26 protein-coding genes are annotated in these 23,821 nt (G+C 69.1%); 13 read left to right on the forward strand and 13 right to left on the reverse strand.

Annotated features, from left to right (window positions below; translation table 11 throughout):
* Positions 1-95: 95 nt before the first annotated feature.
* Positions 96-1,043 carry an SDR family NAD(P)-dependent oxidoreductase gene (locus AW272_RS01620; RefSeq protein WP_066360336.1) on the reverse strand — a complete coding sequence of 316 codons (948 nt, stop codon included), beginning with the start codon at positions 1,041-1,043 and terminating at the stop codon, positions 96-98.
* 109 nt (positions 1,044-1,152) lie between these two features.
* Between AW272_RS01620 and AW272_RS01625 the strand changes: the two genes are divergently transcribed.
* A complete protein-coding gene (locus AW272_RS01625; RefSeq protein WP_066360337.1) occupies positions 1,153-1,818 on the forward strand; it encodes a TetR/AcrR family transcriptional regulator in 666 nt (221 codons plus the stop codon).
* Between the two features lie 39 nt (positions 1,819-1,857).
* On the opposite strand, the gene AW272_RS01630 is transcribed toward AW272_RS01625, so the two are convergent.
* Positions 1,858-2,883, reverse strand: a complete 1,026-nt coding sequence (locus AW272_RS01630) for an endonuclease/exonuclease/phosphatase family protein (protein ID WP_066360338.1) — start codon at positions 2,881-2,883, stop codon at positions 1,858-1,860.
* Positions 2,880-3,458, reverse strand: coding sequence for a M15 family metallopeptidase (locus AW272_RS01635; RefSeq protein WP_066360340.1), 579 nt, complete (start codon positions 3,456-3,458; stop codon positions 2,880-2,882). The genes AW272_RS01630 and AW272_RS01635 overlap by 4 nt, the downstream gene beginning before the upstream one ends.
* Positions 3,459-3,545: 87 nt before the next feature.
* Here AW272_RS01635 and AW272_RS01640 point away from each other — a divergent pair, with 87 nt between their 5' ends.
* Complete coding sequence (locus AW272_RS01640; RefSeq protein WP_066360342.1) at positions 3,546-4,211, forward strand: response regulator transcription factor; 666 nt, start codon at positions 3,546-3,548, stop codon at positions 4,209-4,211.
* A 10-nt stretch (positions 4,212-4,221) separates the two neighbouring features.
* Positions 4,222-5,289 (forward strand): sensor histidine kinase, encoded by a 1,068-nt coding sequence (locus tag AW272_RS01645; protein ID WP_275527274.1) that lies wholly within the window; start codon positions 4,222-4,224, stop codon positions 5,287-5,289.
* Here AW272_RS01645 and AW272_RS01650 read toward each other — a convergent pair.
* Positions 5,270-7,636: an FtsX-like permease family protein gene (locus tag AW272_RS01650; RefSeq protein ID WP_083957970.1), complete on the reverse strand. Its 2,367-nt coding sequence runs from the start codon at positions 7,634-7,636 to the stop codon at positions 5,270-5,272. The two genes, AW272_RS01645 and AW272_RS01650, sit on opposite strands and share 20 nt — an antisense overlap.
* Entirely contained in the window at positions 7,636-8,367 is a 732-nt protein-coding gene (locus tag AW272_RS01655; RefSeq protein WP_066360347.1) for an ABC transporter ATP-binding protein, read from the reverse strand. Before AW272_RS01655 ends, AW272_RS01650 begins: the two co-directional genes overlap by 1 nt.
* A 98-nt stretch (positions 8,368-8,465) precedes the next feature.
* Between AW272_RS01655 and AW272_RS01660 the strand changes: the two genes are divergently transcribed.
* Positions 8,466-9,074, forward strand: coding sequence for a response regulator transcription factor (locus tag AW272_RS01660; protein WP_066360348.1), 609 nt, complete (start codon positions 8,466-8,468; stop codon positions 9,072-9,074).
* On the opposite strand, the gene AW272_RS01665 is transcribed toward AW272_RS01660, so the two are convergent.
* Positions 9,071-11,101 carry a sensor histidine kinase gene (locus AW272_RS01665; RefSeq protein ID WP_157518146.1) on the reverse strand — a complete coding sequence of 677 codons (2,031 nt, stop codon included), beginning with the start codon at positions 11,099-11,101 and terminating at the stop codon, positions 9,071-9,073. The genes AW272_RS01660 and AW272_RS01665 overlap by 4 nt on opposite strands.
* 306 nt (positions 11,102-11,407) lie before the next feature.
* Between AW272_RS01665 and AW272_RS01670 the strand changes: the two genes are divergently transcribed.
* From AW272_RS01670 to AW272_RS01680, 4 genes are all read left to right on the forward strand, one after another.
* Positions 11,408-12,280, forward strand: coding sequence for a hypothetical protein (locus tag AW272_RS01670; RefSeq protein ID WP_066360349.1), 873 nt, complete (start codon positions 11,408-11,410; stop codon positions 12,278-12,280).
* Between the two features lie 206 nt (positions 12,281-12,486).
* A complete protein-coding gene (locus AW272_RS01675; RefSeq protein ID WP_218010759.1) occupies positions 12,487-14,733 on the forward strand; it encodes an esterase-like activity of phytase family protein in 2,247 nt (748 codons plus the stop codon).
* Between the two features lie 124 nt (positions 14,734-14,857).
* Positions 14,858-15,031 (forward strand): hypothetical protein, encoded by a 174-nt coding sequence (locus AW272_RS41670; protein WP_157518149.1) that lies wholly within the window; start codon positions 14,858-14,860, stop codon positions 15,029-15,031.
* A 130-nt stretch (positions 15,032-15,161) separates the two neighbouring features.
* Positions 15,162-16,016: an isocitrate lyase/PEP mutase family protein gene (locus AW272_RS01680; RefSeq protein ID WP_218010760.1), complete on the forward strand. Its 855-nt coding sequence runs from the start codon at positions 15,162-15,164 to the stop codon at positions 16,014-16,016.
* 105 nt (positions 16,017-16,121) lie between these two features.
* Here AW272_RS01680 and AW272_RS01685 read toward each other — a convergent pair whose 3' ends face one another.
* The 6 genes from AW272_RS01685 to AW272_RS01710 all read right to left on the reverse strand — a co-directional run bounded on the left by AW272_RS01685 (position 16,122) and on the right by AW272_RS01710 (position 21,065).
* Positions 16,122-16,592: a hypothetical protein gene (locus AW272_RS01685; protein WP_066360353.1), complete on the reverse strand. Its 471-nt coding sequence runs from the start codon at positions 16,590-16,592 to the stop codon at positions 16,122-16,124.
* Between the two features lie 139 nt (positions 16,593-16,731).
* The gene (locus AW272_RS01690) at positions 16,732-17,079 is read right to left on the reverse strand and encodes a spore germination protein GerW family protein (protein ID WP_066360354.1); all 348 of its coding nucleotides are present in this window, start codon (positions 17,077-17,079) and stop codon (positions 16,732-16,734) included.
* A gap of 13 nt (positions 17,080-17,092) precedes the next feature.
* On the reverse strand, positions 17,093-17,731 hold the full coding sequence (locus tag AW272_RS01695; RefSeq protein WP_066360355.1) for a dihydrofolate reductase family protein: 639 nt from the start codon (positions 17,729-17,731) through the stop codon (positions 17,093-17,095).
* 83 nt (positions 17,732-17,814) lie between these two features.
* Positions 17,815-19,038 (reverse strand): PP2C family protein-serine/threonine phosphatase, encoded by a 1,224-nt coding sequence (locus AW272_RS01700; protein ID WP_218010761.1) that lies wholly within the window; start codon positions 19,036-19,038, stop codon positions 17,815-17,817.
* A gap of 43 nt (positions 19,039-19,081) precedes the next feature.
* A complete protein-coding gene (locus AW272_RS01705; protein ID WP_066360361.1) occupies positions 19,082-19,294 on the reverse strand; it encodes a hypothetical protein in 213 nt (70 codons plus the stop codon).
* Positions 19,295-19,298: 4 nt separating this feature from the next.
* The gene (locus AW272_RS01710) at positions 19,299-21,065 is read right to left on the reverse strand and encodes a thiamine pyrophosphate-dependent enzyme (RefSeq protein WP_066361183.1); all 1,767 of its coding nucleotides are present in this window, start codon (positions 21,063-21,065) and stop codon (positions 19,299-19,301) included.
* A 133-nt stretch (positions 21,066-21,198) separates the two neighbouring features.
* Between AW272_RS01710 and AW272_RS01715 the strand changes: the two genes are divergently transcribed.
* From AW272_RS01715 to AW272_RS01725, 3 genes are all read left to right on the forward strand, one after another.
* Complete coding sequence (locus AW272_RS01715; protein ID WP_066360362.1) at positions 21,199-21,441, forward strand: DUF2188 domain-containing protein; 243 nt, start codon at positions 21,199-21,201, stop codon at positions 21,439-21,441.
* Positions 21,442-21,483: 42 nt separating this feature from the next.
* Complete coding sequence (locus AW272_RS01720) at positions 21,484-21,747, forward strand: DUF4235 domain-containing protein (protein WP_066360363.1); 264 nt, start codon at positions 21,484-21,486, stop codon at positions 21,745-21,747.
* 72 nt (positions 21,748-21,819) lie between these two features.
* Positions 21,820-22,185 (forward strand): hypothetical protein, encoded by a 366-nt coding sequence (locus tag AW272_RS01725; protein WP_066360364.1) that lies wholly within the window; start codon positions 21,820-21,822, stop codon positions 22,183-22,185.
* A gap of 77 nt (positions 22,186-22,262) precedes the next feature.
* Here AW272_RS01725 and AW272_RS01730 read toward each other — a convergent pair whose 3' ends face one another.
* Entirely contained in the window at positions 22,263-22,613 is a 351-nt protein-coding gene (locus AW272_RS01730; RefSeq protein ID WP_066360369.1) for a hypothetical protein, read from the reverse strand.
* Between the two features lie 251 nt (positions 22,614-22,864).
* On the opposite strand from AW272_RS01730, the gene AW272_RS41675 reads away from it, so the two are divergent.
* Together AW272_RS41675 and AW272_RS01735 are read left to right on the forward strand one after the other, a co-directional pair.
* Positions 22,865-23,326, forward strand: a complete 462-nt coding sequence (locus tag AW272_RS41675; protein WP_157518152.1) for an MBL fold metallo-hydrolase — start codon at positions 22,865-22,867, stop codon at positions 23,324-23,326.
* Between the two features lie 3 nt (positions 23,327-23,329).
* A complete protein-coding gene (locus AW272_RS01735; protein ID WP_157518155.1) occupies positions 23,330-23,815 on the forward strand; it encodes a hypothetical protein in 486 nt (161 codons plus the stop codon).
* Positions 23,816-23,821: the final 6 nt, after the last annotated feature.

The raw sequence follows: 23,821 nt of genomic DNA on the forward strand, positions 1-23,821 counted from the left end.
GGAGATCCACTCAAGGCCCGGCCGGTCCGGCGCGTCCAGGACCTCGTCGACCTCGAACCGGCGACGAGCGGATGGCCGCCTCCCACCGGCGCGGGCTACCTCGTGATGGCTGATCCGGAGGGAAACGAGTGCTGCTCCGGCTGAGCGACGGGGAACTTCACCCCGGTGAGGTCTTCGGAGACGGCCCACAGCCGCTGCTGGACGGCTACCTCGTAGGACGACGGGCTGGAGGTGACCAGCCGGGGGTGGCCCATGACCTCGTTGCGGCCGCCGGGGCCGTAGTACTGGGCGCCGAGTGCGGCGGGGTCGGTGGCGGCGCGCAGGGTCGGCAGCGCGCCCATCGCCGGGGTCTGGGTGATCAGCGGTGCGAGCCAGGTGAGCGGGAGCCGGAGGGCCGCGGGGGTGTTGCGGGCGAGTTCGGTGCTGGACATGCCGGGGTGCGCGGCCATCGCGACGGTGGTGCCGTGCGTGGCGAGACGGCGCTGCAGTTCGTAGGTGAACATCAGGTTGGCCAGCTTGGACTGACCATAGGCGGCGGTGCGGCTGTATGACCGCTCCCACTGCAGGTCGTCGAAGTGGATCGCGGCCCGGATGCGGTGGCCGGTGCTGCTGACTGTCACCACGCGCGAGCCGGGCACCGGCAGCATCAGGTCCAGCAGCAGCCCGGTGAGCGCGAAGTGGCCGAGGTGGTTGGTGCCGAACTGCATCTCGAAGCCGTCCCGGGTGGTCTGCTTCGGGGTGTACATCACGCCGGCGTTGTTGATCAGCAGGTCGATCCGGTCGAGGCGGGAGCGCAGCGCCGCCGCCGCGGTCCGGACGGAGTCGAGCGAGGTCAGGTCCAGCGCCTGCACGGTCACGTCGCCGGTCATGCGGGCCGCGGCCTGCTCGCCCTTCTCGACGTTGCGGACGGCGAGCACCACGGACGCGCCGCGCTCGGCGAGCGCCTTGGCGGTCTCGTAGCCCAGTCCGGTGTTGGCCCCGGTCACCACGGCCACCCGCCCGCGCTGGTCAGGAATGTTCGCCGTCGTCCACTTCTCGCTCATGTCGGGCTCCCAGCCAGCTAACGTACCGAAGGTATCCTGTGATGACGACGTTAAAGTACTCTCGGTACGTTGTCAAAGTACCGCAGGTACTTAAGTTAGGCTGGCGAGCGTGACTTTCCAGCGGGCGCGAACCGAAGAGCAGCGGGAGATCCGCCGACGGGCGATCCTCGACATGGCGTCGGCGATGCTCGACGAGATGCCCGTGGCCGCGGTCACCCTGAACGAGCTCAGCCGCCGGGTGGGCCTGGCGAAGCCGAACGTGCTGCGTTACTTCGAGTCTCGCGAGGCGGTGCTGCTGGAACTGCTGAACCACTTCCTGCAGGAGTGGCTGACGGAACTGGCAGGCGAGCTGGCCGCCGGCGTCGACGAGAAGCTGCCCATGGCCGAGCGTGCGGCAGCGGTGGCCGAGATCCTCAGCCGATCACTCTCCGGGCGGGTGGTGCTGTGCGACCTTTTCGGCGCGCAGGGCGGCGTTCTGGAACACAACGTCTCCGTCGAGGTCGTGGCACGCTACAAGCGCGCCTCCCTGGACCGCCTGACGACCATGACCGCCCTGATCCAGAAGTACCTGCCGGAGCTGGGCGAGAACGCCACGCTGTTCAGCCTGCAAACCATGATCATGGCCGGTGCGCTGGCGGCGTACAACACACCCCCACCCAGCCTGCAGGCGGCCTACCAGGCCGAGCCCGACCTGGCCCGCTTCCACTTGGACCTGAAGGACTCCTTGAAACTGGCCCTGACCGCGACCCTCCTGGGCGTGCTACCCCGCCGCTGACCCGCGTCGCACTGGAGCGCTCGGACACCACGAAGCAGCTCAGAAGTCGATTCTGGCCGCCACCGGCAGGTGGTCGCTGCCGGTGGCGGGCAGCACCCACGAACTCTTCGGCTGTACGCCGCGGACCAGGATCTGGTCGATGCGCGCCACCGGGAACGTCGCCGGAAAGGTGAAACCGAAGCCGCCTCCGGCTGTCTCCTGGGCCGAGCGCAAAGACGAAATGAGAGAAGTGAACGCGCGGTCGTCCGTCGTCCCGTTCAGGTCACCGAGCAGCACCAACCGCTCGTTCTTCTCGGCGGCGACGGCCTTGGCGAGGGCTTGTGAGCCGCGGTCCCGGCTGTCCGTCCAGAAGCCGTTCCTGGGGAACACCCGTACAGACCCCAGGTGAGCCACATACACCGCAACCGGACCCTGTTCCGTGGCCACGGTGGTGCGCAGCGCCCGGTTGTAGGCCGCCTCGGCGGCGGCCGGAAGGGTGTCCGCCAGCGGTCCGGCGTCCATGCCGATGTCGACCGGCCGGATGTCCGTCAGCGGGAGCTTGCTCCACAGCCCGACCGTGCCCTGCACCGTGTGGAACGGGTAGGCCTCGGCGAGTTCCTGCTCGTACAGCGGCTTCGCCTGGGGGGTGATCTCCTCCAGGGCCAGCACGTCCGCGCCGGAGGCGGCCAGGTCGTGGGCGGTGCCGGCCGGGTCGGGGTTGGCGGCGCCGACGTTGTGGCTGACCACGGTGAGGTCGCCGCCGGGCTGGGACTTGTCGATGAGCAGCCCGCCGAAGAGGCTCAGCCACACCGCGACCGGCAGCAGCAGCGCGACCACCCCGGAGGCCGAGCGGCGCCACAGCGCCGCCGTCAGGAGCATCGGGATGAACACGCCGAACCACGGCAGGAAGGTGTCCACCAGGCTGCCGAGGCCGCCCCGGTCCGTGATCTGCGCGTGGAGGAGCATGAGCAGGCCGAGCAGCAGCGCCGGCGCCGCGAGCACGCGGCCGCGCTTCCACGGCCCCGGCTGGAGAACGGGCGGGGTGTCGGAACTCGTATCGAGGAGGTCCGGCTGTCTGACGGTCACTGCTGCATCCTCGGGTCCTGGGTGGGGTCGGCGTACATGCGTGGGCAACCATGATCGATCGCATCGGTGCGGAGTTCGTAGTGCCAGGGTTCGTTCCGGTAGATCTGGCACAGGCCGTATTCGGCGCCGTGCTCGGACAGCCACGCCGTGGCGTCGAGCCGCCCGATGTCGACCGCGTCGCCTGACACGTGACGAGATCTCTTCGCGGTGGCCACCCACCGGGCGGCCTCCTCTTTCGAGCCGTACTTCGCGACCGCCTCACGGAGCAGCTCATTCTGGCGCTTGGGGGAACGCCAGCCGCTGTTGACGTAGAACGTGACCTCGTCCTCGGCGGCGTCGGTCGCCGCCTCGCGCAGGGCCCGGAGCAGGTCGGGGGCGAGGTGGGTGACGCCGGGATACTCCTCGTCGAACACGGTCACTCTGCGGGGGAGGGCGCCGTCGGCCTCGCCATGTGCCCACTGACGCTCCACGGATGCCGATACGGCCGGAGTGGGTGCGTATTTCGGCGCCTGGGCGGCGCAGGCTGTGGTGATCAGGCTCAAGGCGACGACGAGACGGCTCGATATCCGAGGCATGCCGCCAGTGAAGGCGGCGCGGTGTTGTCAGCACGTATGCGGTTTTCGATACGCCGACGATATGCCCCTGTTCATACCATCGAGAGTGTGCGCGTGTTGATCGTCGAGGACGAGCCCTATCTGGCCGAAGCCATCCGCGACGGTCTCCGTCTGGACGCGATCGCCGCCGACATGGCAGGTGACGGCGATACCGCTCTGGAGATGCTGAGCGTCAACGGTTACGACATCGCCGTGCTCGACCGCGACATCCCGGGACCGTCCGGCGACGAGATCGCCAGGCACATCGTGGCCTCCGGCAGCGGTATGCCCATCCTCATGCTCACCGCGGCCGAGCGGCTCGACGACAAGGCCTCCGGGTTCGAGGTCGGGGCCGACGACTATCTCACCAAACCGTTCGAGGTTCGCGAGCTCGTCATGCGGCTGCGGGCGCTCGACCGTCGGCGGGCCCACAGCAGACCGCCGGTGCGGGAGATCGCCGGGCTGCGGGTGGATCCGTTCCGCAGGGAGGTCTACCGTGACGGCCGCTACATCGCGCTGACCAGGAAGCAGTTCGCCGTGCTCGACGTCCTCGTCGCGGCGGAGGGCGGGGTCGTCAGCGCCGAGGAGCTGTTGGAACGGGCTTGGGACGAGAACGCCGACCCCTTCACCAACGCCGTGCGCATCACGGTCTCGGCGCTGCGTAAACGTCTCGGCGAACCCTGGATCATCGCCACCGTTCCGGGTGTCGGCTACCGCATCGACACAGATGGATAGAGCGCCCGGGTTGAGCGTTCGCCTCAAACTCACCCTCAGCTACGCCGGATTCCTCATGCTCGCCGGGGGGCTGCTGCTCGGGGCGGTGTGGTTCTTCACGCTGCGCCATCTGCCCGAGTTCACGAATGTGCCCGGGGGCGTGCTGCCCCGCTCGATACTCCTGCGCGATCTCGCGTCGGCCGCGGGCGCGGTGCTGCTCCTGCTGCTGATGTTCGGGCTCGGCGGCGGGTGGATCCTGGCCGGGCGGATGCTCGCCCCGCTGACGCGCATCACCGACGCCACCCGGCTGGCCACGACCGGATCGCTCTCCCACCGCATCCGGCTGCCCGGCCGCGCAGACGAGTTCAGGGAACTCGCCGACGTCTTCGACGGCATGCTCGAACGGCTCGAAGCACACGTCGCCGAACAGCGGAGGTTCGCGGCCAACGCCTCTCACGAGCTGCGCACCCCGCTCGCGATCTCCAAGGCGCTGCTGGACGTGGCCCGCACCGACCCCGACCGCGACATCGGCGAAGTCCTCGAACGCCTCCACTCCGTCAACACCCGGGCGATCGACCTCACCGAGACGTTGCTCCTGCTCAGCCGGGCCGAGCAGCGGTCGTTCACCCGCGAGCGCGTCGACCTGTCCCTCCTGGCGGAGGAGGCCGCCGAGACGCTTCTCCCGCTGGCGGAGAAGCGCGGCGTCACCGTCGAGACCTCCGGTGACATCACCCCGGCGATCGGATCGCCGACGCTCCTGCTGCAGCTGACCACGAACCTCGTACAGAACGCGATCGTCCACAACCTGCCAGGCCAGGGCAGTGTGTGGGTCAGCACCAGCGTCGGCCCCACGACCGTGGTGCTGGCTGTCGAGAACACCGGCGAGAGGCTCAGCCCCCGGATGGTCTCGACGCTCACCGAACCGTTCCGGCGCGGCACCGAGCGGATCCACACCGACCACGCGGGCGTCGGCCTCGGCCTGGCGATCGTCAAGACCATCACCCACGCACACGACGGAACCCTCACCCTCACCCCGCGATCGGCCGGCGGGATCCGCGTCACCGTGGAGCTTCCCGCTCCTATGCACGGCCCCGGCTGAGGGCGAGCCGGCCGGGCAGCGCCGTGGCGGCCAGGGCGAGGACGGCCGCGACCGAGATCACCGCCAGATAGGTGAGCGGCGGGATGTGCGGCACGGCCGAGCCGGTCATGCCCTTGCTGAACGCCGACAGGGTGACCAGCGCGATCGCCGTCCCGATGGTCACCGCGATCGCGACCGCGATCAGGGTCTCCAGCCTGAGCATCCGCAGGGTCTGCCGCCGGGTGGCGCCGACCAGGCGGAGCAGCGCGAGTTCCCGCCACCTCGCCGAGGTGGACATGGCCAGCGTGTTGACCACCGCGATGGCGGCGAACGCGATGATCAGGCCCATCGCCACGTAGTTCACCTCGGCGTCGGCCGCGCCCGCCGCCGCGGCCTGAGCCCGGTCGAGCACGCTGACGCCCGGCACGAGCCGTCGCAGGTCCGACCGGGTCAGCGAAGGGGCGGCGACCAGCACGGTGCCGAGCGGGTCGTCCACGTGCCGGACCACCAGCGCGTGGGAGAGCGTGAGGTCGCCGAATCCCAGGCCGCGGTCATAGAGCGCGATGACGCGGAGTTCGGCGGGGGTGCCGTCGCCGAGGGTCAGGCGGAGCTTCGCGCCCACCTCGACGCCGAGCCGCTCGGCCGCCGTGCGGCTGACCGCGACGGAGGCGTCGTCGAGGTCGTCCATCTTCCCGGCGACCACGCCCAGGTCCATGGTCTTGCTGAGGCCGTCAGTCGTCACGGCCTGCGCGCCGTACTTGTCCAGGCCCACCCGCACCGACGTGCGCAGCACCTCCGTGACGGCTTCGACGCCGGGGATCCCGCGTACGACCGCCGCCGTGCCGGGACCGAGGATGTGCTCCGCTCGGGTGCCCGCCGTCGCCTGCGTCTGGGCCGCGTGTCCCATGGTGGTCTGGACGAACAGGATCGTGCAGGTCAACGCCACCATCAGGCTGAGTGGCGCGATGACCGAGGCCAGCCGCTTCGACCCGGCCCGCACGTTGGCGGTGGCCAGATAGCCGCTCACCCGGGACGGCCGCAGCACGGACGTCACCGTACGGGCGATCACCGGGCCGAGCAGCGCCACCGCGATCGTCCACACCAGCGCGGTGAGCATGGTGACCGGGCCGGAGGCCGCCTCGGTCGACAGGACCGACAGCAGCACCGTCAGCGCCACCCCTGCCCCGGCGCACAGCAGACCGGCGACCACCCTGACGGCGGGCATCCGCCCGGTCTCCACTTCCGCCTCGCCGAGCGCTTCCACCGGGCGGATCCGCACCGCGCGGCGGGCCGAGAGGCGGGCCGCCGCCCACGCCGCGATCGTGGTGGTCAGCAGGGCGGCGAGCAGGGGGAACGGGCTCACCACCAAATCGAGGTTGGCCGGCATCGCGCCGAGTGCGACGAACCTGGACCGCAACCAGAAACCCAGTCCCACGCCGCCCGCCGCGCCCAGCACTCCGGCCACCAGGCCGATCAGCACGGCCTCGCCGCCGAGCATCGCCCGGATCTGCCGGGGTGTGGCCGCGATGGCTCTGAGCAGGGCGATCTCCCGCTGGCGCTGCTGGATGGACAGCGCGAACGTGCCGACGACGACGAGGATCGCGACCAGCAGTGAGGTGCCGCCGATGGCGCCGCCGAGGCTGATCAGCTTCACCCGCGACTTCTCGGCGTCCAGGAATTCCACGGTGCCGCGCTCGTCGCCCGTGTGGGTGAGCGCCGTCGTGCCTTTCAGCGCGGCTGAGACGTCCACCTCGGGGAAGACGCCGATCGCGCTGACCTGTCCCGGCCGATCGGCCAGGCGCCGGGCCTCTTCGGTGGTGAAGAACAACGCGGGCAGGTTCTGCGCGGTGACGCCGGTGACCAGATAGGTCCTGGTCCCGGCCCCAGTCAGCACGGGGACCCGCGCGCCCACGGAGAACTCCGACGCGACCATCTCGCCCGCCGCTCTCGGTTCACGTCCGGCCCGCAGGGTGAACGGGGTGAGCGCCGCTGACTCCCAGCCGTGCCCGTGGAACCGGCGGTCGCCGACGTAGGCGGCGAAGGTCACCTCGGTGACCACCCGAGAGACGCCGGGGACCCGGCGCAGCCGATCGGCCAGGGACTCCTCGACCCAGGCCCGCTCGGACAGCGGCTTGGCCTTGGTCTTGGTCTTCTCCGCCGACTTGCGGACCGTCTCGCGGACGAACTGGTCACCCGTGACGATCACCGGGGCGCCCGCGTAGCGCTCAGGGGCGACGCCCCCACGCAGGCCCGTCTCCAGCAGCATGCCGCAGGCGCAGACCAGCGCGGCGGCGCAGAGCAGGGCGACGAACGCGCCCGCGAAGGCGGCCCTGCGGTGCCGGAGCGTCTTCACCGTCAGGGAGAACATCAGACCCACGCTCCCAGCCGGGTCATCCGCTCGGCGACCTGCTCCGAGGTGGGGGCCGTCAAGGTGTCGACGATCCTGCCGTCGGCCAGGAACAGCACCGCGTCGGCGTAGGAGGCGGCCACCGGGTCGTGGGTGACCATCACCACCGTCTGGCCCATTCCGTCCACGACCTCCCTGAGCAGGGTCAGCACGTCGCGGGCGGTCATCGTGTCGAGCGCGCCGGTCGGCTCGTCGCAGAACACGACCTCGGGCCTGGCGATCAGCGCCCTGGCGATGGCCACCCGCTGCTGCTGGCCGCCGGAAAGCTGCGCGGGGCGGTGGCTCGTCCGCCCTTCGAGCCCCACCCTGGACACGATCTCGTCCAGCCACGCCCGGTCGGCCTTCACGCCCGCCAGTCGCAGCGGGAGTGTGATGTTCTCGATCACGGTGAGCGCCGAGATCAGGTTGAAGGCCTGGAACACGAAGCCGATCCGCAGCCTGCGCAGTTCGGTCAGCGCCGTCTCGTTCATTCCGGCCAGTTCGGTGCCGCCGAGCGTTACCGAACCCGAGGACGGCACGTCGAGCCCCGCCGCGCAGTGGAGGAACGTGCTCTTGCCCGACCCCGAAGGGCCCATGACCGCGGTGAAGCTCCCGCGTGGGATGCCCACCGACACCTCGCGCAGGGCCGCGACCGCGCCCTGGCCCTTGCCGTACACCTTGCTCACCGCGTCCAAGCGGACTACGTCTGTCATGGCTTCCACCCTGCTGACCAGGCGCGGCGCGGGCCAGGGAGGCGATCACGCGCAGACCATGACCTCGTCCCGATCTGGACACTGGTAGACATACCGCTGTGATTCGTGTGCTTCTAGCCGAGGACCAGCACGTCATCAGGGGCGCCCTGGTCGCGTTGCTCGGCCTCGAACCGGACCTGGAGGTCGTCGCCTCGGTCGAGTCGGGCGACGCCGCCCTCTCTTCGGCCCTGGTCCACCGGCCGGATGTCGCGGTGCTCGACATCGACATGCCCGGCACGCTCGACGGTCTGGCCGCCGCCGCCGAGCTCCGGGTGAAGCTGCCGGCGTGCCGCACGCTCGTGCTGACCGGGCACGGCAAGCCGGGCCATCTGCGGCGCGCGCTCGGGGCGCAGGTGGACGGGTTCCTGCTGAAGACCGCGCCGCCCGAGGACCTGGTCGCGGCGATCCGCAAGGTCGCGGCGGGGGAGCGGGTGCTCGACCCCTCGCTGGCGGTCACCGCCTGGGATCTGGCCGACAATCCGCTGACGCCCCGCGAGGCCGATGTGCTGCGGCTGGCGGCAGGGGGCGCCGACGCGGCCGAGATCGCGGGCCGGCTCTTCCTGGGCGCGGGAACGGTGCGCAACTACCTGACCGCCATCGTCGCCAAGCTCAATGCCCGTAACCGCACGGACGCCGTCCGCATCGCCACCGAGGCGGGCTGGATCTAACGGGTCGGCGCCTGGGCGGTCAGTTCGAACCAGCTGTCCTCGCGAGCGGTGCCGAGACGTCCGTCGAGAGCGGCCAGGCGGGTGGTCAGGTTGCCGATCCCGGCCGAACCCGGGCGTCCTCCCGCCGGGCCGACGCCGTCGTTGCGCACCTGGAGCCGGACCGCGCCGTCGTCGGTCACCGTCGTGATCGCGCAGTGCCGGGCCGAGCTGTGCCTGAGCACGTTGGTGACCGCCTCCCGGAGCACCGTGCCCAGGACGTTCTCCACCTCGGCGGGGAGTTCGCCGTGGGTCAGGGCGAGCTCCACCTCGATGCCCGCGGCGGCCAGCACCGAGCGCGCCGACTCGGCCTCGACGGCCAGGGACATCGCCTGCTGTTCGCCGGAGACGACCCGCAGATCCGTCGCCGCCTTCTCGGCCATCGCGAGCACGTCTTCCAGTTCGGCGCGGGCCCGTTCGGGGTCCAGGCGTCTGGCCAGCTCGCACTTGAGCAGGATCGCGGCCAGGCTGTGTCCGAGCAGGTCGTGCAGGTCGCGGGCGGCGCGCAGGCGTTCTTCGACCACGGCGGAGCGGGCCAGCGCCTGCCTGGCCTGGTGCAGTTCCTTCACGAGCTGGGCGAGTCTGACCAGGCCGTACACGACCAGGCCGGTCACCAGTGTGCTCACGGTGAAGTTGACCGTCTGCGGGAACGGCAGGCCGAGCAGCACCGCGCTCGCCGCCACGCTCGCCATCACGCCTCCGACCAGCGGCCAGGCGACCGCCCACGGGAACGCGAGCAGAATCGGGCCGGCGAGGAACCCGGCGCTGCCCAGCCAGGCGCGGCCGAACACGAGAATCGGCAGGTAGGTGAGCAGCGCCATCAGCACGAGCGAGGGCATGTGGCGCCCGGTGATCGAACGGATCTGCATGAAGACGATCACGCCGAGACAGGCCGCCGCCGGTACGACCAGACCTCCGGGGACCAGCAGCAGCGCCTTGGCCGAGAACCCGACGAGCACGGCGACCAGCAGGGCGAGGGACAACCGGTAGGAACCGGGGTCGTCGATGGTCCGCACCGGCCCGTGGGTGCCGGGGAGCACGGCGTCGACGGTCAGCCTGCCCTCGGCGGACAGGCTCGTGGACAGGGTGCCGCCCGCCTGCTCGACCTGCCTGACCAGGTCGGCCAGGTTGTCGTCCTCGGCCGTGCGGGCACCGTCGTGGACGACGCGCAGCCGCACCGTGCCGTTCGCGGCGGTGGTCTCGATCACGCAGGTCGTGGCCGTGCGCTGCCGTAAGGCCTCGGTCACCGCCTCCCGCAGGACGGCCGAGAGCAGCGCGCCCGCCGGTCCGAGCGGTTCGCTGTGTCCGACGCGCACCTCGGCCTTGATCCCCGCCGCCGTGAGCATCGCGCGGGCGGTCGTCACCTCGGGCGCCAGGGAGGTGGCGCGGTAGTCGGCGGCGGCGTTCCTGGTGTCGGCCAGCGAGCGGCGAGCCGCGCCGACGACGTCGCCGAGCACCTCGGCTGTGCGTTCCGGCCGGCCCAGGACCACCTTGACGCCCGCGACGATCGCCGCGAGCCCTCGGCCGATGCCGTCGCTCAGCTCGGCGGCGATCCGGAGCCGTTCTTCGGCCGCCGCCGCCATGGCCAGCGCCAGCCGGGCGGCGTGCGCCTCCTCGACCCGATCGGTGAGCCGGGTGAGCCCGTAGATCAGCAGCGCGATGAGCACCATGCTGATCGCGGAGTCGGCCGGGCCGATGACGGCGGCGCTGACCGCCACCGGCAGGGCCAGTGGCCACAGCGGGGTCAGCAGCAGCGATCCGCTCAGGAAGCCGAGGAGTCCGACGGAGGCCCCGAGGCCGACCGTGGCCGTGTAGCCGACCACCGCCTGGGCGGCCAAAAGCCACGGGCGCCTGAAGCGCTGGAGGGAGCGGAAGACGTACACGAGCTGGAGCCCGAGCGCCACGACGGCGAGGAACGACCCCGCGAGCAGGTAGACGACCGCGAACGCGGCGAGCACCGCGACGACGATCCCCCGCGCGAGGCGAGGCACCGGAACCTGCGACAGCACACTTCCCCCGCCCCCCGACCGAGGCCAGCCTACGGGGGACGGCGAAGGGAGGAATCTCCCGGTTCGCGCGTCTCCGGAACTGCCCGTAGCAGGCGCCGACCGGCCGCGCCCGGATCACCCCGCAACGGGGAGTCGTGAGCGAAAAGCACGAGTGTCGATGGCGGAAGGGGCATTCGCGGCCTCGGGGGCGCTTCCGGCTTGCCAAGCGGGAGCGCCGGAGGTGTAAAGGATCTTCGTTCTGGCGGTTCATCCGACGTGCGGGAAGGCCTCAGCCGATGCGATAGGCCCATGACCGACTCTCTCCTCATGCCCGTCACGGCTCGCCGAGGCGCGGCCGTCGTCGCCGTTCTCACGCTGGGCGCGTGCCTGACGGTTTCGAGCCCGGCAGCCATGGCGCAGGCCGCTGACCAGGCGAAACCGGCCACCCCGGCCACCGCGATGACCCTGCCCTTCCCCACCGATCCCGGCGGCTTCTTCTCTCTGTCGCTCAAGACCATTTTCGGGCTGGCGCAGGCGATCAAGCTGACAGGCGAGGCGGACGTGCGGGAGGCCGGAGGTGCGAAGGTCACCGTCCCGGTCAGCGGTGGGATCACCGTCTCCGTGGGCGAGGGCCGAAGCAAACAGGGCAAGAACGTCCTCCAGCAGGAGGTCGGGGTATACCTCAACCCGACCGATTTCAAGCTCGGCTCCACGGGTTCCGACTCGGCGAGGCTCAACCTGAGCTACGACGGCTCGCGGCCTGCCCCTGCCGGCGGCATGTCCGTTCTGGATCCGGGGCGCTGCATCGCGCGGTTCGCCGAGCTCTTCCTCAACCCGCTGAAATGGCCCAGCCTCATCGCCAACTTCCTCCGGGATCCCATCGGCTTCTTCAAATCCTTTATTGGGATCTTCTTTCCCGCCCAGGTCGACCTCAACTTCAACGTCAAGGCCACGTCTTCGGCCAAGCCCGGCGCGACCCTGATCAACCGGAACCCGATCTCGCTGCAGAGTCCCAACGTGAAGGAGTTCCCGCCCCGCAACAGCGACTACGCCACCGTCGGGCCGATCGAACTGGTCGACGCCACCGACCCGACCGGCCCCGCCGTGGTCGTCATCGACGCGCTGCGAGTGAAGGCGGATCACGCGCCGGGACCCAAGGGCAAGCCGCCCCTCCCCTGGTAGCGGCTCCTGCTCTCGGCCGGGCCCAGGTCAGTGACTATCTGACCTGGGCTTTCGCGTTTCCTGAGGCTGACGGGCGCGCCACGTGACGCATGAGATCACAGATGTTCATGATGCGTTCGACGCCTGGTTCTGCGTTGGCGGGCTGGGGGGACTTCGCTCATTCTGAGCGGTTTGCTACCCGCACTACCAATATCTCGGAGGTACTTGTGCCCAGCACAAGGTGGCCCGCACCGGCGTTCGCCGCCGTGGCGGTCATCGCCATGTTCGGCGTGACCGTCCCCGCGGCAGGCGCGGCGACGTCACAGGTTGCATCCCCCAATTTCGGCGTCCCCTGCTCGGCAGACGTGGGCCTGCGCGGCTTCACCGACAGCCTGGACAAGAAGACGTTCGAGGGCACCCCCGTCGGTGGTCTGTCCGCCATCGCGCGACTCCGTGACGACCGCGCGCTGGCCCTCACGGACAACACCGGCACGGTCCCCGCGCGCCTGTACGAGATCGGCCTCGGCGGGAACAGCTCAGAGGTCGTCGACATGACGACGCTGAAGCGGCCTGACGGTACCCCGTACACCGGTCTGGACTTCGACGGCGAGGGTCTCGTGGTCGAGCCCCACGGCAAGACCGTTCTGGCCAGCTCGGAGACCGAGCCGTCGATCCGCCGGTTCCGGCTCTCCGACGGTCTGCAGATCGCCTCGTTCGACGTGCCGGCCCGGTTCCGGATCACCCCCGCGGGCGAGTCGCCGGTCAACCTGGCCTTCGAGGCGCTGACCGCCACGTCTGACGGCAAGGCCCTGTACGCCGGTATGGAAGGCCCCCTGTCCGCCGACGGCCGCGAGGCCAACGGCGCAGGTCGCCAGCGGATCATCCGCTACGAAGGCACGTCCGGCGGGAACTACACGCCGGTCGCGCAGTACGCGTACAAGACCGACCCCAACCTCGGGCTGGTCGAACTGGTCGCGCTCGGCGACGACCAGTTCCTCTCGATGGAGCGCGGCTTCACCACGGGCGTGGGCAACACCGTCCGCATCTACCGCGTGTCCCTCACCGGTCTGCCGGACGTCTCGACCGCAGCCTCGCTGTCGACGCTCACCGACCCGCGTGGCTGGGCGGGCAAGAAGCTGCTGGCCGACCTGGTCAACTGCCCGACGCTCGGCGCCACCGCCAAGCAGCCCCAGCCGAACCCGCTGCTGGACAACATCGAGGGCATGGCGCTCGGCGACCGTCTCGACGACGACACCCGCGAGCTCTACCTGATCTCCGACGACAACAACAGCGCGTCGCAGATCACCCGCCTGTACGACCTGAGCGTCAACGTCCCCGACGAGGCCAGCCTGCGCGACCGGGCGATCCTGTCCGCGACCGACTACCAGCCCGGCCCCATCTCCGGCACGTTCATGCCGAAGACTCCGGTCAACGGGATCACCCCGCCGTTCCCCGGCCAGCCGATCCCCGGCTTCTCCGCCGTCATCCCGAACGCCCGTGGCTCCAAGAACGCCAACCGCCTGCTCGCCATGCCCGACAACGGCTTCGGCGCCAAGGACAACTCGGCCGACTTCCTGCTGCGCGCGTACAACATCGAGCCTGACTACAAGACCGGCGAGATCGAGATCGCGGGCCACATCAGCTTCCGCGACCCCGACCACAAGGTCCCGTTCGCGATCGTGAACGGCAACACCCCCGAGCGGCTGCTGACCGGCGCCGACTTCGACATCGAGTCGCTCCAGTGGGACGCGAACGGCACCCTGTGGATCGGTGACGAGTTCGGCCCCTACCTGGTGAACGTCGACAGGACCGGCAAGGTCCTGCGCGCCCCGATCCCCCTCGCCGACGGCACCAAGTCGCCCCAGTCGAACGAACTGAAGCCCGGCGAGACCCCGTCGCTGCCCGGCAGCGGCGGCTTCGAGGCCATGGCCGCCAGCGAGGACGGCTGGACCCTCTACCCGATCCTCGAGCGCGCCAAGACCGCCGACCCCGACCAGCGTCGTCGCGTCGTGTACGAGTTCGACGTCCGCGCCGGCGCCTACACCGGCAAGACCTGGTCGTTCCGGGTCGACGACCCGGGCCTGTTCGTCGGCGACGCCCAGGTGCTCGACGGCCACCGCCTGCTGCTGATCGAGCGGGACAACGGCATGGGCCAGACCTCGTTCGTCAAGAAGCTCATCGTCACCGACCTCGACAAGGCCGACGCGAACGGCGTGCTCCCGCGCCGCACCGCCGTCGACCTGATGTACATCGCCGACCCCAAGGGCGTCTCGACCCCGGCCCGTCCGGGCGAGTACGGCGTCGGAGACAAGTTCTCCTTCCCTCTCCAGTCGGTCGAGTCGGTCCTGCCGCTGTCGGGTGACCGCGTCGTCGTGGCCAACGACAACAACTTCCCCGGCAACGACGGCCGCATCCCCGGCCGCGCCGACGACACCGAAGTGATCGTCATCGACGTACCGGGCCTGCGCGACTGACGCCTGCCCGACCCGTTCACCCCCGCCGGGCGCTCTCCGGCGGGGGTGATCCAACTGGGCTCTCATCCATCCGCAAGTCGCGGCTGGTGCACTGCGGATGTCAGTTCATCTCGCAGGAGGATCGATGTCGCGACTGAAGAACAAGATGGCCGCACTCGCGGTGGGACTGGTCGTCGCCACGAGTCTGGGCGCCGTCACCGCCGCCCCGGCCCAGGCGCAGCCCAGAGAGGTCGGCGTCTTCGAGTGGTGCTACATCTGGGAGACGGGCTACTTGGGCCAGTGCCTCCGCTGGCTGTAGGAAGTCGACCCGCGAGGCGATGAGCCTTGGTGAAGCCGGGGCGCTGGCTGTGTGGTGTGCGGGGTAGGGGTCGGCCAAGGGGACGACCCCTACCTGATGGGGGCAGATCATGACAAAGCACGCCGCTCGCTTGAGACAGCTGCTGGCAGCGCCCGAGATCCTCGTAGCGCCAGGCGCCTACGACGGCACCGGGGCCCGCCTGGTCCGGCAACTGGGCTTCCAGGCCATCTACCTGAGCGGATTCCAGACCTCGGCCAGCCTCCTGGGCCAGCCCGACGTCGGCTATCTCACGTTGACGCAGATGGCGGCGCGGGTGGCCATATTCGCCGATGCCTCCGAGCTGCCGGTCATCGCCGACGCCGACACCGGTTACGGCAACCCCCTCAACGTCCGCCGTACCGTACGCGCATACGAGGCGGCCGGAGCGGCGGCCCTGCACATCGAGGACCAGACCTTCCCCAAGCGCTGCGGCCACATGCTGGGCCGCCACGTCGTCGCCAGGGAGGAGATGATCCAGAAGATCAAGGCGGCGGTCGACGCCCGGCGCGACCACGACTTCGTCGTCATCGCCCGCACCGACGCACGCACCACGCTGGGCATCGAAGAGGCGATCGACCGTGGCGCGGCCTATTACGAGGCCGGCGCCGACCTGCTCTTCATCGAGTCTCCCGAGACCGAGGAGGAGATGCGGCGGATCTGTGACGCCTTCCGCGGTGTGGTGCCGGTGCTCAGCAACCAGATCGAGGGCGGGCGCACGCCGCTGCTGGGGGCGCCCGCTCTGCAGGAGATGGGCTACTCACTGGCCATCTTCTCGCTGGGCGCCGGGTTCGCCGCCGCGGCGGGGATGAGAGCGTATCTGCGGAACCTCGCGGCCCACGGCGGTGCCGGTCCGATGCCGAAGGACATGCTGGACTTCGACGAGTTCAACACCCTGATCGGGCTCGACGAACACAACTCGCTCGAAAGCCGCTACGAGACTTCTTGATCGATGGGGGAGACCTTTTGGGCCGGCACGTCGCGCGCGGGCCGCACCAGCCGCAAGGCTCCACCATCCATGCCCAGGAAACGCCACCCGTGAAGGGCCCGCGGTTTAGAAGGCGTCGCCCCAGCCACCGCAGTCGTCGAACTTGTTGACGCCCTCGCAGACCCGGAAGTCGACGTCCTTCACGAAGCCCTTCTTGAAGCCGAAGAACTTGTTGAACCGGTTGCCGTGGCTGAAGGAGTTGTTCTTGAAGAACTTCTGGTGGCTCTTGCCGAACTTGTCGGTGTAGCGGTACCAGACGTAGGTCCACTGGCGGTCGCGGTCGGTGTCGAAGACGTCGCCGTAGAACCAGTACTGGCCGCCGCTGTTGGTCCAGTAGCCCTTGAAGTAGGACTTGTGGCTCTTCTCGAAGCCGTTGCTCCAGTGGGAGTAGTACGGGCCGAAGAAGTGCTTGGACGCCGCCGCCGAGACCGTGGCGGTCGAGGTGGTCGCGGCGGCGGTGGCCGGGGCGGCCATGGCGCCGGCCATCAGACCGGCGGCGAGGGCGGTGCCGGCGAGAGCGCGGGAGAGCTTGCGCATTCTTCTGTCCTCCAGTGAGACCTTCCGGGATGCTGCTCATCTCCGGACACCGCTCACATTAGGAAGACCGAACCGCCCTATCTGTGGACGAATACGCAGCGTGCACAACGGCACATTCAGGGCCCTGTCCGGGCCTCCGCTAGGACCGCCGGGCCCGCTTCCTGACGATGGACCGGGCGACCAGAAGGGCGACGACGGCGACGATCTGGCTGCCCACGACGAACTTGTTCCAGTCGATCGCCGGGTGCCAGCGGACCTCCCCGTCCTTGATCACGTACGCGCCGACCGGCGAGGCTCCCACGCCGAACCCTCCGCCCGAGCCCGCCTGCGCGCCGTCCTTGCGGTCGCCACCGCCCCCGCCGCCACCGCCTCCGCCGATGCGGGCCACGGGGATGACCGTCACGCCGTCCACGGTGATCGGCTCTCCGAAAGCGCGCCGGACCGTCGCGTGATCACGTGCCTTGTCGAGTAATTCCATGACGTTCATGTCTGCTCCTTCTTCAAGAATCGAGGCCGCGATCTTCGCGCCGCATGTCCCCGCTGCCCGGAACCCCATCGGCGACCCCGTACCGCAGCAGTACCGCTCCCGTGGAAGAGGTCACCGGCGGTTCGAGCAGCGTCAGGTTCGCGGGCACCGCGCCGCCGTCGAACACCTTCTTCCCGACGCCGAGCACGATCGGGAAGATCCACAGGTCGAGCCGGTCGAACAGCCGCTCCCGCAGCAGCGTCTGCACCAGGTTCAGGCTGCCCATCACGTGCACGTGCTCGTGCTTGTCCCGCAGCGCCCGGACAGCGCTCACCAGGTCAGGCCCCACCTGCGAGGACCCCTCCCAGTCGAGCCGGGGATTGCCCCGCGAGGCGACATACTTCGGGATGCGGTTGAACAGCCGCCCGACCTCGCCGTCGACGCCGTCCACCTGCGTAGGCCAGAACGCGGCGAAGATGTCATAGGTCCTGCGCCCCAGCAGCAGGGCGTCCATGCCCTGCATGCCGGCCCCGATGTGCCGCCCGACGATCTCGTCGAACACGGGCGCCTGCCAGCCGCCGAACTCGAAACCCTCCGGGTCCTCCTCGGGATCTCCCGGTGCCTGGCCGACCAGGTCGAGTGTCGCGAACAGGTCGATGTGAATCGTGCCCATGGCGGTCCCCTAGTGCCGGGTCTGCGTGCTCTTCCGACGAACATAACGTTCGCGTCTGCCAAACGGGCGATCTCGGGCGCCATTCAGGTCCGGGGGACCGGCCAGTCGGCCGCTTCGAGCGCCCTGTCGGCGTCGGGGCCCTTCCACTCGACCAGGACGACGGTCGCGTCGTCCCGAAGAACGCCCTTGTGGTAGGTCAGCACGGCCTGGATCAGGCGTCGCAGCGTCTCGGGCACCGGCAGCCCGCTGGACTGATAGCGGATCACGAACTCCATGAACCGGTGGATGCCGAACTCCCGGCCGGACGCGTCCCTGATCTCGGTGATCCCATCGGTATAGAAGATCAATCGGTCGCCGGGCTCCAACTGCTCCTGGCAGGTCGTCACTGACAGACCCAGGTCGAGCCCCATCGGATGCGCCGGCAGACATTCCAGCGTCGTGATCCAACGCCCCCCGCGCAGCAGGATCGGCGTCGGATGCCCACGGTTGACCCAGGTGAACAGCCCGGTGCGCAGGTTCAGGTCGCCCATGATGGCCGTCACGAACCGCTGCGCCCGGCCGAACTCCGCGATCAGCACGTCCTCGATGTCCTCGGTGTTGCGGGCCAGCGAGTAGTCCTGGCGGCGGTTGTTGCGGCAGGCCGCCACCGCCAGATTGGCCGTCAGGCCGGCGGAGACGTCGTGGCCCATCGCGTCGAAGACCGAGACGTGCAGGACGTCGCCGGCGATCGCGTAGTCGAAGGCGTCGCCGCCGACCTCATAGGCCGGCTCCAGCATCGCCGCGACCGTCACCCACTCGTTTGCGAAGGTCAGCGGTGGGATGAGGCGCCACTGCATCTCGGCGGCGACGTTCATCCTGCGGGTGCGGATCGTGCGCGCGAAGGTGTCGCTGAAGCTGCGCATGCTCGTCAGCAGCAGGGCGACCACCGATGACAGGTGGCGGGCTTTCGCGTGGTCGAGCTGGGTGTCGGCCACCTGGACCCGCAGCACGCCCAGGCGGTTGGCGCCGTTCAGGATCGGGACCCACCACGATTCGGGGTCGCCGGGCTCCGGCAGGGCGCGGACCTCCTGGAAGGCGAGGCCGGCCGGGCCCCGTCCGACTTCCAGTTCCTCCGGTGCGCCGCCCGTCCCCGGGCCGTTCACCAGGCGCAGGACCTCTTGCTGCAGGTCGACCAGGTAGATCAGGACCTGCGTGAACCCGGCCTGCGGGGTGTGGGCGGCCAGAAGCGCCGGCAGGTCGTCGACGGTCCGCAGGTGACTGCTCTCGATCAGGCCGGCCAGCATCCGCTCAGTGCCCGCAGAAGACATGATTCTTCCGATTTACCCTTATCTGACCTGCAGAAACGGCGGCCTACCCGTGGCCGGGCTCCTCGGGGTCGGTCGGGCCCATGACGGTGTCGTCCATGACCCCGATCAGCTTGCCCATGGGCAGCAGGGCGATCACCACGGCCAGGCACACCCAGAACAGGACGGCGGAGCCGATGATGAGGCCGACGCCGCCCAGGATGAACACGGCCAGGAAGACGCCGACATAGATCCACGAGCGGGGGCGGCCGTGGTTCACGCGATCAGTCCCCCAACTGGGCGATGCGGTCCTTGAACAGGGTCGAGGCGATGGCGGCCCGGTGGGGTTCGCCGCGCAGGAACGCCTGGGCGAACTTGAGTGCCTGGTCGTGGGTGACCCGGCCGGGCATCGGGGGCTCGTTCGGGTCGACGTCCACGTCGACGAGCGCCGGGCCGTCGTGGATGAACGCCGCCGCGATCGCCGCGCCCAGGTCGTCGGCCTTGGTCACCTTGGCGCCGAAGCCGCCGCAGGCGCGGGCCCACGTCGCGTAGTCGACCGACGGGTCGGGGTAGCGCACGCCGTGCTCGGGATAGCCGAGGACCATCTGCTCCCACAGGATCTGGCCGAGCGAGTTGTTGTTGTTGATCACCACCTTGATCGGCAGGCCGTACTGCGCCGCCGTCAGGAACTCGGCCATCAGCATCGCGAACCCGCCGTCGCCCACATAGGCGATGACCTGGCGGTTCGGCAGGGCCAGCCGCATCGCGATCGCGTAGGGCAGGCCGGGGGCCATCGACGCGAGGTTGCCGGACAGGTAGAAGCCGCGCCCGTCGCGGATCGTCCAGCCCCGCGCCGCCCACGTGGCGATCGTGCCGCTGTCGCAGGTCAGGATGGCGTCGTCGTCGGCCATCTCGTCCAGGACCGACATCACGTACTGCGGCGCGATCGGGTGGCGGCCGGCGTCCGCCAGCGCCGACATGTCGGCGCGCCAGGTCCGCATCTTCTTCTGATACTTCGCCAGGTGCCTGCCGTCGGTCCGCGGCGTGAGCAGCGGCAGCAGCGCGCGCAACCCCTCCTTCGCGTCGCCGACCACCGGCACGTCCGTCGGCACCCGCGCCCCGGCCCGCACCGGGTCGGCCTCCAGTTGCACGAAGCGGGTCTTCGCCGCCTGAGGCAGATGCTTCGTGTACGGGAAATTCGTGCCCACCAGGAACAACACGTCGACGTCGTCGACCAGGTCGGCCGACGGCCGGGTGCCCAGCAGGCCGATCCCGCCGGTCGTGTAGGGGGAGTCGTCCGGGATGACGGCCTTGCCGGGCAGCGTCTTGATGACCGGCGCCCGCAGCGCCTCGGCCACCGCCAGAACCTCCGGCCCGGCGTGCAGCGCGCCCGCCCCGACCAGCAGCGCCGGCTTCCTGGCCGCGTTGAGCAGGTCAGCGGCGCGTTCGAGGTCCTCCTGACGCGGGCGTCCCGGTGCCGGCAGCATGATCGGCGCGGTCTCGGGCGGCCGGACGGGCGCGACGTTCTGGTAGGGGTCGGCGTCGGCAGGGGCGACCTGGATGTCGTTGGGGATCGTCAGGTGGGCGACGCCGCGCCTGGAGTAGGCGGTCCTGACGGCCAGGTCGACCAGCGAAGGGAGCTGGGCCGGGTTGGTGATCGTCATGTTGTACTCGGTGACGTCGGCGTAGAGCCGTTCGAGGTTGACCTCCTGCTGGTAGGCGGTGCCCAGCACCGAGGTCTCCTGCGTGCCGGTGATCGCGAGCACCGGGGCGTGGTCGAGTTTGGCGTCGTACAGACCGTTGAGAAGGTGAATGCCCCCGGGGCCCGACGTGGCGAGGCAGACCCCGATCCGGCCGGTCGCCTTCGCGTGGGCGGTCGCCATGAACGCGGCGGCCTCCTCGTGGTGGACCAGCACGAACCGGATCCTGTCCTGGTGGCGGCGCAGGCCCTCCATGATCCCGTTGATGCCGTCACCGGGGATCCCGAAGATCGTGTCGACTCCCCATTCGGCGAGACGTTCGATGAGCGCTTCCGCGGTAATCCGTGCCATGAGGGCGGCCATGCCCGGCCCGGCTCGCCCCATACCGACTAACCGGACATATAGGACAAATCTTGAGGCGGGCAACGCGTTGAAGGCGGTCCCCTGGGGTAGCGGCTGGAGCACCCGATCCGGAGGAGCAGTGATGGCTGGACAGGCCAACTCGCGCGACGTGGTGCGACACGAAGACGGTCAGTGGGCCGTCACCAAGCCGGGCGGCAGCAGGGCCAGCGCCCTGTTCTCGACCCAGGACGAGGCGATCAGACGGGCGACCGAGATCCTCGCCGCGGACGGCGGCGGCGAATTACGCGTCCACGGCAACGACGGCACGGTGCGCGACCAGCGCACGATCGCCCCCGGCAACGACCCCCACCCGCCCGCTGGGTGATCACCCGACTACCGCTGGGCGCCTCGGGTAGCACGTACCGGCATGAACAAATTAGCGGTGCGGGGCGCGAGCGCGCTCAGCGGCATGATCGGCGGCGCGGTGGCTGGCCTGGTCTTCAAGCAGGTCTGGAAACTCGCCTCGGGCGAGGACGAGGCCCCGCAGGCGAACTCGCCTGACTACGGCTGGGGCGAGGTGCTCGTGGCCGCCGCGATCCAGGGCGCGATCTTCGCGGCGGTGAAGGCCGCCATCGACCGGGCGGGCGCGGAGGCCTACCACCGCTCGACCGGCGAATGGGTCAAAGACTGATCTCACGCCCCATGGCCCGACCGGCACGAGTGGCGGACCGTTAGCCCGTTCCGTGCCGGGCAGGGGCCCGGTATGACCGTGACACGATTCCAGGACCTGCCCCTGGCCGACCGTTCGCGAGAATGGGACGGCACCGAGGCCGAAAAACGCGTCCGCGAATGGGCCGACGCCGAAGACGAACCCGACGCCGCCTACCGCGACGCCCACGTCTGGTACGACGGCGACGCCCCGGAGAACTTCGGCAGTTACAAGCTCCTGATCGCCGACGTGATCGACGGAAAACTCAAAGCGGTGCCGCGCGCCGTGATGGCGGCCGGCGGGGTCATGCAAGGAGCCCGAGGCGGCGTGAACATCCCGGAGGGCGAGGTCGACCGGGTCAAGTCCCACCTCGCGAAGTACTACGAGAAAATGGGCGAGACCGCCCCCTGGGAGCGGTAGCCGAACATGCGAAAGCCCGCACACCGGCGTTCGGGCAACCCCCTGTCACCGAACGCCGGGTGCGGGCCGTTCTCGCGTTACGGAAGCTGGTTGTAGCCGGTGTAGTAGTTACCGACCTGCTCCCGGTACGCCGGGTCCTTGTGGGTGTCCTCGTTGAACTCGGGGGCGTTCTTGATCTCTTCCTTCGTCCGGGCGAGGAAGACCTTCCGCTGCTGCGGGTCGATCTCGGTGATCGTGCTGGCGGGCATGATGACCTTCTTACCGAAGATCCAGAAGCCCGTGTCGACGACGATGTAGGCGTCGCCCACGGCGTCACTCTGCTCGTCGACCTCGCCGATCTTGCCGTCAACGGCCTCGACGTCGAACCCGACGATACTGACCCCGGCGCCGGACACGACGCCCTCCTGGTAGCTCCACGGCTCGTTCATGTAAGGCCCCTCTCATTGGCTGCTGACAGTGCCGCTACCCGTGAGGGGACCGCCAAACATGATCTTGGTCAGGTGCGTTACGGGATTAAAGCCGCAAAACAACCAGAAAGCCAGGTAAGACGTACCAAATAGGTACGTTAATCAAAAGGGTTGTCGTGAAAAAGGCCTTCGAGGGCACCCCTAAATGCGGTTAGTTCGACAATTGTTTCGATCTCCGCTTCGTTGGTCTTTCATGGGGATATTTTTGCGGCATGCCGGAGCCGACCAGGGAATATCTATGGCGCAGAGTCTGTCGTGCGACCCCTGACCCCAAGAGCTGCATCCATGACGACGTCATACTTACGCATCACTCCCATGACGGGATCTTTGGGAGTGCGCCACGTTATGACATGGAACGTGATATGTCGCTTTTGACGGGAAAGCTCACGGTGGTTGATGCGACAAAATATCGCAAACGTAAAAACCAGGTGTTCCCTAGAGATCTTGAGATGGCTGCCGTAAGGTACACGACTGCCGGGCTTCTCCGAGGTGGGGGCTTCGTCGTGGTCCACACGCCCGGTGCCGTCGTCGCCTCCTGTGGAGAGCCTCTCAGTCACATTTCGGTGCTGTGGGCCGAGGGCGATCCTCTCGTTGAGCAGCGGATACCCTGGCCATCAGGGGTGTCAGAGAACTTCGATAAGTGCTTCAATGAGTACAGAGAGGAAGGGAGGTAGGCGGTGAATCTAGACTCATTGATCACGCAGGGACAGCGTCCGTGGAGCCCGAAGCCCGATTCCCAGATCCTCGACGTATGGCATGAGTATGAGATCCCGTTGACAGGGACCTTCCAGCTTCGGGGATGCTCAGTCCTGTTTACGCAGGTCATGGAAACCCCGAAGAGCACTTCTGCTTGGGCTTACCTCTGTCTCTCGGCTGAGGACGCCGCCGAGATGGAAGACATTCAATTCGTCTCGCTGGATGAGATGCATGATTTCGTCGAATCTCGGTTCACGGGCAAAGAAGCGGTAATGGCGCTGGCCAGAGACGACAAGATCACTCATTGGTCGCGTGTCACCGTGCACAACAGCCTGAATGGCGCGTTCGAGGAGTTCCTCGACACGATCATCCAGAGCGTCGACGACGATGAGTCGAACAGGGAGCGGCGCGTCCGCGCCAAGCTTGTCGGTCTAGAGGCCGCGGAAGACGAACTGGCCAGAGTCTGAGGCATG

Source organism: Herbidospora mongoliensis, from assembly GCF_001570545.1.
Lineage (GTDB): Bacteria > Actinomycetota > Actinomycetes > Streptosporangiales > Streptosporangiaceae > Herbidospora > Herbidospora mongoliensis.